This window comes from Sphingomonas sp. NY01 (assembly GCF_038809135.1).
Classification (GTDB): Bacteria; Pseudomonadota; Alphaproteobacteria; order Sphingomonadales; family Sphingomonadaceae; genus Sphingomonas; species Sphingomonas carotinifaciens.
Genome location: NZ_CP101722.1, coordinates 1,671,055 through 1,683,755 on the forward strand (window position 1 = coordinate 1,671,055; position 12,701 = coordinate 1,683,755).

A 12,701-nucleotide genomic window follows, 5' to 3' on the forward strand; every position below is an offset into this window, starting at 1 on the left:
GGCAGCACAGCCGGCGTCAGGAGCCCAGTGCATGAGCGATCCGTTACGCTCCATCGTCATCGTCGGCGGGGGCACCGCGGGATGGATGGCCGCCACCTATCTGGCGCGGCGCCTGTCGCATCTGCGCCCCGACATCACGGTGATCGAGAGCCCGGCGATCGGCACGGTCGGCGTCGGCGAGGCGACGGTGCCGGCGATCCGCGATTTCCTGGCCGCGGTCGAACTCGGCGAGCCGGAGGTGCTGCGCGAAACCGAGGGCACGATCAAATACGGCATCCGCTTCGTCGACTGGCGGACGAAGGGGCATGCCTTCTTTCATCCCTTTGGCCTGTACGGGGTGCCGGCCGGGGGCGTGCCCTTCCATCATCACTGGTTGCGTGCACGGGCAGCGGGCGACGCGACGCCGCTCGACGCCTATTGCCTGGCGACGCAGCTTGCCGACCACGGCCTGTTCCTCGCGCCGCCCGACCGGCCCGAGAACGACCTGGGCCATTTCAACTTTGCGCTGCACTTCGACGCGGTGCGCTTTGCCCATCTGCTCAGCCGCCTGGCCATCGCCAATGGCGTGCGCCATGTCCCCGCCCGCATCGATGCGGTGATGCGTGATCCGGAAAGCGGTGACGTAAGCGGCGTGCGGCTGGAGTCGGGAGCCGTCGTCCAAGGCGATCTATGGATCGACTGTTCGGGATTTCGCAGCCTGTTGCTGGGCGAGGCGATGGGCGTTCCGTATCGCGACTGGCGGGAATGGTTGCCTTGTGATCGCGCGGTGGCGATGCCGTGCGCGCCGGCGGGTGCGACGATGCATCCGCGCACGACCGCGACGGCGCTGCCCGCGGGGTGGCAGTGGCATATCCCGTTGCAGCACCGGATCGGCAATGGGTATGTATATTGTTCGGACCATGTGACGGACGACGAGGCGGAGCAGACGCTGCGCGACCGGCTGGAGGGCGCGCCGCTCGGCAATGCCAACCGGCTTCGCTTTACCCCCGGCCACCGCGCCGAGGTGTGGCACCGCAATGTCGTCGGCGTCGGTCTGGCGTCGGGGTTCCTCGAACCGCTGGAATCGACCAGCATCTCGCTCGTCCAGTCCGGCCTGCAACGCCTGGTCCAGCTCTGGCCGCAGCGGGATATCGATCCCCGTCTGGCGGCCGTCTACAACCGGCAGTCGGTGCTGGAGTTCGAGCGGATCCGCGATTTCCTGCTGATCCACTACATGTTCAACCGCCGTATCGGCGAACCCTTCTGGGACCGGATGCGCGCGATCGAGCCACCCGACCACCTGCGGATGAAGCTGGACGGCTGGCGCGCCTGCGGCGAGTTCGTGCGCTATGAATGGGAAAGCTTCCAGGATCCGAGCTGGCTCAGCCTCTATGCCGGGCTGAACCAGTTGCCGGCGCACCATAGCATGCTGGCCGACGCTTATCCGATGCCGGCCCTGTCGGGGCACCTGGCCAGCATCCGCGCGTCGATCGCGCGGGTGCTGGCGCATGGGGAGCGGCATGACCGGTTTCTGGCGCGCGTGGCGGCGGGTTGAAGCGTCAGGCGGGGGCGGCGGAGGCGGGGGCGATGTCGGCGTGCCCGGTCTTCAGGCGGCGGTAGGTGGCGAGCGCCTGTCCGACCACTTGGTCCATGTTGTAGTAACGGTAGGTGGCGAGGCGGCCGACGAAGATCACGTCGGGCACGGCCAGGGCAAGCGCCTCGTACCGCTTGTAAAGCTGATAGTTTTCGGGCCGCGGGATCGGATAATAGGGATCGCCCTCGGCCGCCGGATATTCGATCGTGATGCTGGTGACCGGTGAGCGCTGCCCGGTCAGGTGCTTGTATTCGGTGATGCGTGTGTGCGGCACCGCCTCGTCCGGATAGTTGACGACGGCGACCTCCTGATGCCGCTCGACGGGCAGCGTCCGGTGTTCGAAGCGAAGCGAGCGATACGGCAGCCGGCCGTGGCAATAGCCGAAATATTCGTCGATCGGCCCGGTATAGACCAGCCGGTCATAGGACACCGCCGCCGCCGCCTCGGCGAAGTCGGTGCCCGTCAGCACGGTGATGTTGGGATGATCCAGCATCGCGGCGAACATCGCGGTGAAGCCGGCGGCGGGCATCGCCTGATGCCGGTCGGTGAAATAGCGATCGTCGGTCGAGGTGCGGGTCGGCACGCGCGCGGTGACCGATTTGTCGAGCGCGCTCGGGTCCAGCCCCCATTGCTTGCGGGTATAGCCGCGAAAGAAGGTGCGGTAGAGTTCATGCCCGACCGCCGAGACGACCACATCCTCCGACGTGCGCACCTGCGCCACCGGCTCGGCGCGGGCGGCAAGAAAGGCGGCGGCGTCCGCATCGGTTTCCAGCCCGGCATCGTAGAGCGCGTTCAGCGTCGTGCGGTTGATCGGCACGGGAACGCGCCGGCCGTCGACATCGGCCAGCACCCGGTGCTCATAGGCGCGCCACCGGGTGAAGTTCGACAGATAGGCGAACACCTCATCCGAATTGGTGTGAAAGATGTGCGGGCCATATTGGTGGATCAGGATGCCGGCGGCATCCGCCACGTCATAGGCGTTGCCGGCGATGTGCGGGCGCCGATCGACGACCAGCACGCGCTTGCCGCCGTCCGCCGCGAGCCGCTCGGCCATCACCGCGCCGGCAAAACCCGCGCCGACCACCAGATAATCGTAATGCGGGCGCTGCCCCTGCGCGGCCAGATGCGCGCTGGCGGCGGTCGCCTCGTCGATCGCCGCCATCATCTCGGCCGCTGTCGCGTCCCAGGAGGTGGCGGCGAGGACGGTATCGGCGGCATCGCGCCAGTCGCGAGTGTTGCCGCGAACCAGTGCCAGCGCCTCTTCGCACGCCTGGATGAAGCGAGCACCCCGGCCGGCGATCTTGACCGCGTCGAGCGTGCCGTAATGCCGCGCGACATCGACGATGGGGGTGGACACGACCGGGCGGCCGGCAGCGAGATATTCGGGCGTTTTCGTCGGGCTGATGAAGCGGGTCGCCTCGTTCAGCGCGAACGGCATCAGCGCCACGTCCCAGCGGGCGATGGTGGCGGGCAACTCGTCATAGCTGCGCTGGCCCGGATAGACGATGTTGGCCCGCTGCGGCAGGTCGGCGGGGTCGATCTTTACGACCGGGCCGACCATCTCGATCGTCCAGTCGGGACGGGCATCGGCCAGCTCGGCGAGCAGGTCGAGGTCCATGCGTTCGTCCAGCACGCCGTAGAAGCCGAAGCGCGCGGCCGGCGCCCGGCCCGGTTCGACATCGCGCGCGGTGGCGAAATGGGCGACGTCGACGCTGGACGGGAAGGGGCGCACATCCGGATGACGCTCCCGCTTGGCCTCGTACAGGCTGTAGCCGCCAGTGAAGACCAGATCGGCCGCGGCGAGCAGCTCGGTTTCCAGCGCCAGCAGTTCGGGCGGCGCGAAGCGGAACGCGGATAGCTCGTCCATGCAGTCATAGACGGTGCACGCCGAGCCGACATGGCGCGAAAAGCTGAGCATCATCGGTGTGTAGTACCAGCGGATCGCCACGGTACCTTCCAGCGCCAGAAAGTCGTCGAGCAGGCGGCGCAGGGCGGTGTTCGCATCCTCGCCGGACAGGCCGTGGGGCAGATGCGGCGTGACGACATGGAGCGGCCCGGCGGCACGCAGGGCGAGACGCGGCGCGTCGTCGCCACCGACGATCGGCTCTTCCCACACCACCACCCGGTGGGTGGCGGCAAACCGCGTCATCAGATGTTGAGGACGCTGGAACACGAAATCCCAGCGCAAGTGGCAGAAGCACAGCAGCAGCGGCGCGACGCCGCCGGTAGGAAGGCCACCCATGGGCATGTCGTCAGCGACAGGCGGAATGCGCAAATCTGTATCTCCCGGGCCCCCGCCCGTACCGGGCGTAGCGCGTCCCGCGGCGACAGACGCTAACCGATGTCAACAACTTGGCCGTTGGCCCCTCGGTCCGGCGCTGGCACAGCACGGCTATGTCGAAAAACAGCCTGTCGTGGATCGCCGTCGCCCCGGACGCGCCCTATTTCATCGACGGGGACGGCGGCGACTGGACCCCGATCGGGCAGAACGACGCGATCAGCTGGCCCGAACTCGCAGGGCTGTTCCGGCGCCGCGACCTGCCCGCGGTGGAGGCGCATCTGCGCTGGCTGGTCGAACACGGCGTCACCTGCCTGCGGCTGATGATCGAATATGCGCAGGTGCGGCATCGTTATTTCGAACGGCCGGCCGGCACCGCGGTGCCCGCGATGGTGCGGCTGTGGGACGACCTGTTCGCGATGTGCGAGCGGGTGGGGATGCGCATCCTGCTGACCCCGGTGGATACGTTCTGGATGTGGCTGCACTGGCGGCACCACCCGTGGAACGCGGCGCATGGTGGGCCGCTGGATCACCCGTCGCGCCTGTTGCTGTGCCCAGAGACCCGCGCCGCGATCAAGGCGCGGCTGTCGTTCATCGTCGAGCGCTGGGGCGGATCGGGCGCGCTGTTCGCCTGGGACCTGTGGAACGAAATCCATCCCGCACAGGCGCAGGGCAGGGCGGACGGCTTCGGGGCGTTCATCGCCGACCTGTCGCAGCATGTCCGCCGGCTGGAACAGCGGCTTTATGGCCGGTCGCATCCGCAAACCGTCTCGCTGTTCGGGCCGGAATGGTGGACCCGGCCCGACCTGCCGATCGCCGAGCCGATCTTTCGCCACCCCGATCTCGATTTCGCATCGATCCACATCTATCGCCACGGCGCGATCGACGATCCGCGCGACACCGTCGCGCCGGCGCTGGCGATGGGCGAGGTGGTGCAGCAATGCCTGGCGGAGATCACCGACGGCCGCCCCTTCCTGGACACCGAACACGGTCCCATCCACCGCTTCAAGGACAAGCATCAGACGCTGCCCGAAGCGTTCGACGACGAGTATTTCCGGCATATGAGCTGGGCGCATCTGGCGGCTGGCGGGGTGGGCGGCGGGATGCGCTGGCCCAACCGGCATCCCCATGTGCTGACGCCGGGGATGCGCCAGGCGCAGCGGGCGATGGCGGCGTTCCTGTCGCTGATCGACTGGCGACACATGCGGCGGGTGCCGGTGGCGATTTCGGCGCGGGGCCATCACGGCTTTGCATGCGGCGATGATGCCCAGGCGGTCGCCTGGATCGTGCGGCGGCGGGCCTTGTTGCCGGACGGGCGGGTCGACCGGGCGCCGGGAAAGCCGGCCAGGGTGGAACTCGCGAGGCCGAACGGGCGCTACCGGGTGACGGACTGGGATACCGAGGCGGGGCGGGTGATCGCCAGCGCCGAGCATGTCGCGTCCGGTGGGTTGCTCCGTTTCACTGCGGAGGCGGTGTGCGGTGACCGGGCCTTTGCGGTGCGCAGGATCGGTTGAGGGCGGGGCCGGCCGCCGGGAGTGGCGGCCGACCCCGGTCCGTCACATGCCGCCGCCGGCGCCCTGCTGCATCCGCTCGGCCTCGGCGAGATGCTGGCGGACGATCGGCACCGCCTTTTTGGCGGTTGCGCGCAGTGGCGCCTGATCGCCGCCCGAACCGTACCCCTGGTGCAGGTCCAGCGCGGCGCGATGGGCGGGCACCTGCTGCGCCAGGTACAGCCGGTCGACGTCGCCGGCCGATGCCAGTTGCAGTTCGTTGATAGAGGCGGTCGCCCCCGGATCGAGCGCAGGGGGCGGCGGGGCCAGGCCGGCCTTGGTAGCCGCGGCCAGCGTCGCTGCGGTAGTCTTCTGATGATGCTTGATCATCATGTCGGCGTAACGCCGGATCGCGGGATTTTGCGACTTTTCCAGCACGACCTGGCTGGAGTTGATCTCGTACAGGTCGCTGCGCCCGGCCGCGGTCACATAGGGCTCGGCCTGCGTCTTGGCCTCGGCCGGGGGCGGCGGGGGCGGCGTCTGCGCCGCGGCGGACAGGGAGGTGCCGACGAGCAGCAGCGCAATCGAGATGCGCATGTATCTGGTCATGTTCGAAACCTTCGAAGCGTGAGGGGGTGGGGCGGGCGTTCGCCTCACCCGATCTGCTGGCTTTGCGCCGCGCTGTCGGGGCGGGCGGGGCCGAGAATGGGCTCCTCGCCCAGCGGCTTGTTCTGGAAGACGGTGAAGTCGCCGCGACCATCGATGGTCGGGCCATCGGTCCAGCGTCCCTCCGGCACCGATCCGTCGGCGGCGGTGGCGTAGAAGTTGTAGTTGTTCGCCTGATCCTCCATACCTTGCGGGAAGGAGTTGGGGACGGGCAGGTTGGCCGAGGGGCCGCCCAGTTCCTCCAGCACCGCCAGCCACTGCTGCTGGTGCATGGTGTCGCGCGCGATCATGTAGTGGAGCATCTTCTTCATGCCCTCGTCATGCGCGGCGTTGAACAGGCGCACCGCCAGCACGCGCCCGGTGCTTTCCGCCGCCACGTTGCAATACATGTCGGCGGCGATGTTGCCGCTGGCATAGATGTGGCTCATGTTGAAGGGCACGCCGTCGGAGTCCACCGGCATTGCGGCAAGACCGGTCGACAGCAGGTTCTTGTGGATCATGCCCTCGATCGCGTGGCGGCCGTTGCCGCCGCCCATCACCGCGCCCACGATGCCGTCGGCGGCACCCTCTTCCTGCAGCGAGGCAGGCGCCTTGTCGAGGTTGAGCGCGACCGCGGTCGCCAGCATCTCGATATGGCCGATCTCCTCGGTCGCGGTGTGGAGCAGCATGTCGCGATATTTCGGCGTCGGCGCCCGGTTGCCCCAGGCCTGGAAGAAATACTGCATGCACACGCGGATCTCGCCCTCCACGCCGCCGATCGCCTGTTGCAGCATGCGTGCAAAGGCGGGATCGGGCTTGTCGACGGTGACCGGGTACTGAAGCCGCTTGTCGTGATAATACATGGGTGGTCCTCCCAGCGTGAATGGCGCCGGCTGAACGTCACAGGACCACCAAGGTTTGTTGCGTCACCGCAACGGTCGCCACGGCGTGGCGGGAACGCGGCAGAACGTTATAAGCTATTGATGTAGATAAAGAAGTTACGGAACTGCCGGTGTTTCGGTCAGGGCGGCGGTGACGCGTTCCATCGCCTCGCGCTCGATCGTCTCCAGCTCCGCCAGCGTCTGGACGATGGCGATCTTCTGCTGGTTCAGCTCCTCGATCCGCTCGCGGCAGCGCTCGGCAAGCGCGCGCATCTGTTCGACATGCTGGGGATCGGCATCGTACAGGTCGAGGAACTCCTCGATCTCGCGCAGCGAGAAGCCCAGCCGCTTGCCGCGCAGGATCAACTGCATCCGCCCGGTCTCGCGCCGGGTATAGACGCGCGCGGTGCCCACCCGGCGCGGCTCGATCAGGCCGCGATCCTCGTAGAAGCGCAGCGTGCGGGCGGTGACCCCCAGGCTGGCGGCCACCTCCTGTATTCCGCGCAATTCCTGCGGGTCGTCTGCCGTCACCGTCTCTGCTCCGTCACCGCCGGCGCCGTCGCTGCCAGCCGGGCCATTTCCTCCTCGACCAGTTCCTTCTTGGAAAGCTTGCCGATCAACGTCTTGGGCAATGTCTCGCGGATTTCCACTTCGCGGGGAAGCTCGATCTTGCTGATCTTGTCGACCAGGAACGCGCGCAACTCGGCCGGGGTGGCCGGCTGTTCGGGGCGCAGCGTGACGAACGCCTTGGGCGCCTGGCCGCGATACTCGTCGGGCACGCCGATCACCACCGCCTCAGCGACCGCGGGATGCTCGTACAGCGCTTCCTCGATCATTCGCGGATAGACATTGTAGCCGCCGCAGATGATGACGTCCTTGATCCGGTCGACGATGAACAGATAGCCGTCCTCGTCCAGATAGCCGACATCGCCGGTGCGCAGCGCGCCGTCCACGAACACCGCCGCGCTGTCCTCGGGCTTGTGCCAGTAACCCTGCATGATCTGTGGCCCGCGCGCGCAGATCTCGCCGACCTCACCGGGGGGCAGCACGCGATCGGTGCCGCTCCGGTCGCGGATCTCGATCACCGTGCCGGGGAAGGGGGGGCCGGCGGAGCCCGCCTTGTTCAGCCCGCCGATCGGGTTGCAGGTGATGATCGGCGATGCCTCGGACAGCCCATATCCCTCAACCAGCGTGGCGCCGGTCGTCCGTTCGAAGGCGACGCGCACCTCCGCAGGCAGCGGCGCGCCGCCCGAGATGCAGGCGTTGATCTGCGACAGGTCGACGGTGCGGCTTTCCGCCACCTTGGCGATGGCGTTGTAGATGGTCGGCACCGCGGGAAAGGAGGTGGGGCGCGTCCGCGCGATGGTCTTGAGCAGCTGTTCGAGATCGAAGCGCGGCAGCAGGATCATCTCCGCGCCCACCCGCACCGAATAGCTGAGCACCGTTGTCAGCGCAAAGACGTGGAACATCGGCAACACGCCCAGCACGCGCTGCTGCTCTGGACCCTGGTCGCCGACATGCAGCACCATCGCATCGGCGTTGGACACCAGATTGGCGTGGCTGAGCATCGCCGCCTTGGGCAGGCCGGTGGTGCCGCCGGTATATTGCAGCACCGCCACGTCATCGGGCGCGACCGAAACCGGGGCCGGCGTGGCACCGCCGCGCATCAGCGCGCGCAAGGTGATGTGCAGGGGCCCCGCCGGCACGGCCGCGATGTCGGCGCGCTTGACCAGGCGATAGGCGATGCGCTTCACCGCGGGTAGACCGTCGGCGATCGGACAGGTGATGACGCGGCGCAGGCCGAGTTGCGCGGCGACCTTGGTCACGCGGGCATGGATGTCCGGCAGGTCGCAGGTCGCGATGATCTCCGCGCCCGAGTCCTGCAGCAGATGGCATATCTCGCGTTCGACATAGAGCGGGTTGACGTTCACCACCACGCCGCCTGCCTTCAGCACCGCAAAGAACAGGATGGGGTAGGCCGGCATGTTGGGCAGGCACAAGGCGACGCGGGTGCCGGTCGTGACGCCCAGCGCCTGCAACCCGGCGGCGGCGCGCGCCACCTGTTCGCCCAGCTCGCCATAGCGGGTGATGCCGCCCATGAAGTCGATCGCCGGCCGGCCGCCATGCGCGGCCACCGTGGCATCGAACATGTCGGTCAGCAACCGCGGCTCGAAGACCAGCGCAGCCCCTTTTGCGGCCGGTTCGCGCGTGTCGTTCACTTCCATCTGGCGCCTCTCCTTTTCGTTTTTTCCGGCGGCCCCGGTTGTAGCCGGTTGCACCATCTCGTATAGCATTGACGTATAGGTTAGCTATCGCACCTTAACGTGAGCCCGCAAGGGCCTTTCAACGAGAGGATCTCATGACCAACGTCGTGATCGCCGGTTACGCCCGCTCCCCCTTCCACCTGGCCGGCAAGGGCGCGCTGGCGCGGGTACGGCCGGACGACCTCGCCGCGCAGACGATCCGCGGGCTGATCGAGCGGACCGGGGTCGACGCGTCGGCGATCGAGGATATCATCCTGGGCTGCGCCTTTCCGGAGGGCGAGCAGGGCCTGAACGTCGCGCGCATGATCGGCCTGCTGGCGGACCTGCCGCTGTCGGTCGGCGGCATGACGGTGAACCGCTTTTGCGGGTCGTCGATGAGTTCGATCCATATCGCGATGGGCCAGATCCAGATCGGCGCGGGCGAGGCGTTCATCTGCGCCGGCATCGAATCGATGAGCCGCGTGCCCATGGGCGGCTACAACCCGCTGCCCAACCCGCAACTCGCCGCCAAGAGCGCGGGCGCCTATATGGGCATGGGGGAAACGGCCGAGAACGTCGCGACCAAATACCAGATCACCCGCGCCGAGCAGGAAGGCTTTGCGGTCCGGAGCCAGAAGAAGGCGGCCGCCGCGCGCGACGCCGGTCGTCTGGCAGACGAGATCGTGCCGATCCAGACCAAGGGCGGCGTGGTGAGCGAAGACGGCATCATCCGCCCCGACACCACCGAGGAGGTCCTTGCCGGCCTGAAGCCCGCCTTCAGCCAGGACGGCACGGTGACCGCGGGCACCGCCTCGCCGCTCACCGATGGCGCATCGGCGGTGCTGGTCACCTCCGAGGACTTTGCCAAGCGGCATGGCCTGAAGATCCTGGCACGGATCAAGTCGGTGGGGATTTCGGGGTGTGCGCCCGAGACGATGGGGCTGGGGCCGATCGGCGCGTCGGAGAAGGCGCTGGAGCGGGCGGGCATCACGCCCGGCGACCTCGATATCGTCGAGATCAACGAGGCGTTTGCGAGCCAGGCGATCGCCTGCATCCGCGACCTGGGACTGAAGGACGAGACGATCAACCTGGACGGCGGCGCCATTGCGATCGGCCACCCGCTGGGCGCGACGGGCGCGCGCATCGTCGGCAAGGCGGCCGCCCTGCTGGAGCGCGAAGGCGGCACCTATGCGCTGGCCACCCAGTGCATCGGCGGCGGGCAGGGCATCGCAACCGTGCTGGAGCGTGCATAAATGACGGACGCGATCAAGAAAGTCTGCGTGATCGGGGCTGGCGTAATGGGCGCCGGCATTGCCGCACAGGTGGCCAATGCCGGCGTGCCCGTACTGCTGCTCGACATCGTGCCCAAGGATGGGGCGGATCGTGACGCCGTCGCTAAGGGCGCGGTCGCGCGGATGCTGAAGACCGATCCGGCGCCCTTCATGTCGAAGGCGGCGGCCAAGCTGGTTGAGACCGGCAATATCGAGGATCATCTCGGCCGGGTCGCCGAATGCGACTGGATCGTCGAGGCGGTGGTCGAGCGGCTGGACATCAAGCAGGCGCTTTATGCCCGGCTGGAGGAAGCCAAGCGGCTGGGCACCGCTGTGTCGTCCAACACCTCCACTATCCCGTTGGCGAACCTGACCGAGGGACGCTCCGACCAGTTCCGGCGCGATTTCCTGATCACCCATTTCTTCAATCCGCCGCGTTACATGCGATTGATCGAGATCGTGACGAGCCCGGCGACCGATGCGGGCGTGGCGGCGCGCGTTTCGGACTTCGTCGACCGGATGATGGGCAAGCGCATCGTGCGGGCAAAGGACACGCCCGGCTTTATCGCGAACCGCATCGGCACCTATTGGCTGTCGGTGGCGATCAACGCGGCGATGGACCAGGGGCTGACCGTCGAGGAGGCGGACCAGATCGGCGGCCGTCCGATGGGCGTGCCGAAGACGGGCATCTTCGGGCTGGTCGATCTGGTCGGCATCGACCTGATGCCACTGCTGTCAAAAAGCCTGTCGGCGACGCTGCCGCAGGGCGACGCCTATTTCGATACGGTGCGCCCGATGCCGCTGATCGAGCGGATGATCGCGGACGGCTTTACGGGCCGTAAGGGCAAGGGCGGCTTCTACCGCCTCGACAAGCGCCCCGATGGCAGCCGGCAGAAGCTGGCGATCGATCTCGCGACGGGCGAATACCGGCCCGAGAAGAAGCCGGAACGCCTGCCCGGCAAGGCCGAAAAGGATCTGGCCGCGCTGGTCGCCGCGCCGGGCAAGGCCGGTGCCTATGCCTGGGCCGTGCTGGGGCCGGTTCTCGCCTATGCCGCGGGGCTGGCGGGCAAGGTTGCCGACGACATCGTCGCGATCGATGACGCGATGAAGCTCGGCTATAACTGGAAGTTCGGGCCGTTCGAACTGATCGACCGGCTGGGGCCGGGCAAGCTGGCCGAGCGGCTGCGCGCGGAGGGGCGGGCGGTGCCGGCAATCCTGGAAACCGCAGGCGACCGGCCCTTCTACCGGGTCGAGGGCGGCAAGCGGCAATATCTGACGCTGGGCGGCGATTATGCCGATGTCGTGCGCGGCGAGGGCGTGCTGCTGCTGGAGGATATAAAGCTGCGCGCCGAGCCGCTCGCCCGGAACGGATCGGCGGCGCTGTGGGATATCGGCGACGGCGTCGTCTGCCTGGAATTCACCGCCAAGATGAACGCGTTCGACGAGCAGGTCATCCAGCTCATCCAGAAGGCGATTCCGCTGGTGAAGGGCGGATACAAGGCGCTGGTGATCTATAACGAGGGGTCGAATTTCTCGGCCGGCGCCAATCTCGGCCTTGCCATGTTCGCCGTGAACATTGCGGCGTGGAGCGAGGTGGACAAGCTGATCACGGGCGGGCAGGCCGCGTTCAAGGCGCTGAAATACGCGCCCTTCCCCGTCGTGGCCGCGCCCGCCGGACTGGCGCTGGGCGGCGGGTGCGAAATCCTGCTCCATGCCGATGCGATCCAGGCGCATGCCGAAACCTATACGGGACTGGTCGAGGCGGGTGTCGGCCTCGTCCCCGGCTGGGGTGGGCATGGCGAGATGCTGGACCGGTTCCAGAAGACGCCGGGCTTCCCCAAGGGGCCGATGCCCGCCACCGCCAAGGCGTTCGAAATGATCTCCACTGCCAAGGTCGCCAAGTCGGCGGCGGAGGCGCGCGAGATGATGATCCTGCGCCGCGGCGACGGCATCACCATGAACCGCGACCGCCTGCTCGCCGATGCCAAGAACAAGGCGCTCGCCCTTGTCGAGGGCTATGTGCCGCCGGAAAAGCCGACCTTCCGCCTGGCCGGCGAAAGCGGCCGGGTGGGTATCGCGGGTGTGGTGCGCGACTTCGTGAAGAAGGGCGTGGCGACGCCGTACGACCAGGTCGTGGCGGGTCGGCTGGCGCAGGTGCTGACCGGCGGGGAGGCCGATCTGGTCGACACCGTGACCGAGGACCAGCTCCTGAAGCTGGAGCGCCAGCAATTCATGGCAAGCGTCAAGGATGCGCGGACGCAGGCAAGGATCGAGCACATGCTCGAAACCGGCAAGCCGCTCCGCAACTGATCGGGATACG

9 protein-coding genes are annotated in these 12,701 nt (G+C 67.7%); 4 read left to right on the plus strand and 5 right to left on the minus strand.

The features are described from left to right. The first annotated feature begins 31 nt into the window (after window positions 1–31). Window positions 32–1,534, plus strand: a complete 1,503-nt coding sequence (locus tag NPJ82_RS08210; protein ID WP_342656968.1) for a tryptophan halogenase family protein — start codon at window positions 32–34, stop codon at window positions 1,532–1,534. 4 nt (window positions 1,535–1,538) lie between these two features. Here the strand turns inward: NPJ82_RS08210 and glf are convergent, their stop codons facing one another. Further along, complete coding sequence (gene glf / locus NPJ82_RS08215; RefSeq protein WP_342656969.1) at window positions 1,539–3,815, minus strand: UDP-galactopyranose mutase; 2,277 nt, start codon at window positions 3,813–3,815, stop codon at window positions 1,539–1,541. A gap of 152 nt (window positions 3,816–3,967) precedes the next feature. On the opposite strand from glf, the gene NPJ82_RS08220 reads away from it, so the two are divergent. Next, window positions 3,968–5,365 carry a hypothetical protein gene (locus tag NPJ82_RS08220; protein ID WP_342656970.1) on the plus strand — a complete coding sequence of 466 codons (1,398 nt, stop codon included), beginning with the start codon at window positions 3,968–3,970 and terminating at the stop codon, window positions 5,363–5,365. Between the two features lie 42 nt (window positions 5,366–5,407). On the opposite strand, the gene NPJ82_RS08225 is transcribed toward NPJ82_RS08220, so the two are convergent. The 4 genes from NPJ82_RS08225 to NPJ82_RS08240 all read right to left on the minus strand — a co-directional run bounded on the left by NPJ82_RS08225 (window position 5,408) and on the right by NPJ82_RS08240 (window position 9,092). Then, a complete protein-coding gene (locus NPJ82_RS08225; RefSeq protein WP_342656971.1) occupies window positions 5,408–5,950 on the minus strand; it encodes a DUF4142 domain-containing protein in 543 nt (180 codons plus the stop codon). A 44-nt stretch (window positions 5,951–5,994) separates the two neighbouring features. Then, the gene (locus tag NPJ82_RS08230) at window positions 5,995–6,849 is read right to left on the minus strand and encodes a manganese catalase family protein (protein ID WP_164727753.1); all 855 of its coding nucleotides are present in this window, start codon (window positions 6,847–6,849) and stop codon (window positions 5,995–5,997) included. 135 nt (window positions 6,850–6,984) lie between these two features. Further along, window positions 6,985–7,398 carry a MerR family DNA-binding transcriptional regulator gene (locus NPJ82_RS08235; RefSeq protein ID WP_267348387.1) on the minus strand — a complete coding sequence of 138 codons (414 nt, stop codon included), beginning with the start codon at window positions 7,396–7,398 and terminating at the stop codon, window positions 6,985–6,987. Beyond that, window positions 7,395–9,092: a long-chain fatty acid--CoA ligase gene (locus NPJ82_RS08240; RefSeq protein WP_342656972.1), complete on the minus strand. Its 1,698-nt coding sequence runs from the start codon at window positions 9,090–9,092 to the stop codon at window positions 7,395–7,397. Before NPJ82_RS08240 ends, NPJ82_RS08235 begins: the two co-directional genes overlap by 4 nt. Window positions 9,093–9,226: 134 nt before the next feature. Between NPJ82_RS08240 and NPJ82_RS08245 the strand changes: the two genes are divergently transcribed. Both NPJ82_RS08245 and NPJ82_RS08250 read left to right on the plus strand, forming a co-directional pair. Next, window positions 9,227–10,363: a thiolase family protein gene (locus tag NPJ82_RS08245; protein ID WP_342656973.1), complete on the plus strand. Its 1,137-nt coding sequence runs from the start codon at window positions 9,227–9,229 to the stop codon at window positions 10,361–10,363. Continuing rightward, the gene (locus NPJ82_RS08250; protein ID WP_342656974.1) at window positions 10,364–12,691 is read left to right on the plus strand and encodes a 3-hydroxyacyl-CoA dehydrogenase NAD-binding domain-containing protein; all 2,328 of its coding nucleotides are present in this window, start codon (window positions 10,364–10,366) and stop codon (window positions 12,689–12,691) included. It abuts the gene before it with no gap. Window positions 12,692–12,701: the final 10 nt, after the last annotated feature.

What these genes read in the sequence shown, in the direction of transcription:
- NPJ82_RS08230 (WP_164727753.1), bottom strand. Translation starts at nt 6,849, where the DNA reads ATGTATTATCACGACAAGCGGCTTCAGTACCCGGTCACCGTCGACAAG.
- NPJ82_RS08250 (WP_342656974.1), top strand. Translation starts at nt 10,364, where the DNA reads ATGACGGACGCGATCAAGAAAGTCTGCGTGATCGGGGCTGGCGTAATG.
- NPJ82_RS08240 (WP_342656972.1), bottom strand. Translation starts at nt 9,092, where the DNA reads ATGGAAGTGAACGACACGCGCGAACCGGCCGCAAAAGGGGCTGCGCTG.
- NPJ82_RS08245 (WP_342656973.1), top strand. Translation starts at nt 9,227, where the DNA reads ATGACCAACGTCGTGATCGCCGGTTACGCCCGCTCCCCCTTCCACCTG.
- NPJ82_RS08220 (WP_342656970.1), top strand. Translation starts at nt 3,968, where the DNA reads ATGTCGAAAAACAGCCTGTCGTGGATCGCCGTCGCCCCGGACGCGCCC.
- NPJ82_RS08225 (WP_342656971.1), bottom strand. Translation starts at nt 5,950, where the DNA reads ATGACCAGATACATGCGCATCTCGATTGCGCTGCTGCTCGTCGGCACC.
- NPJ82_RS08210 (WP_342656968.1), top strand. Translation starts at nt 32, where the DNA reads ATGAGCGATCCGTTACGCTCCATCGTCATCGTCGGCGGGGGCACCGCG.
- glf (WP_342656969.1), bottom strand. Translation starts at nt 3,815, where the DNA reads ATGGGTGGCCTTCCTACCGGCGGCGTCGCGCCGCTGCTGCTGTGCTTC.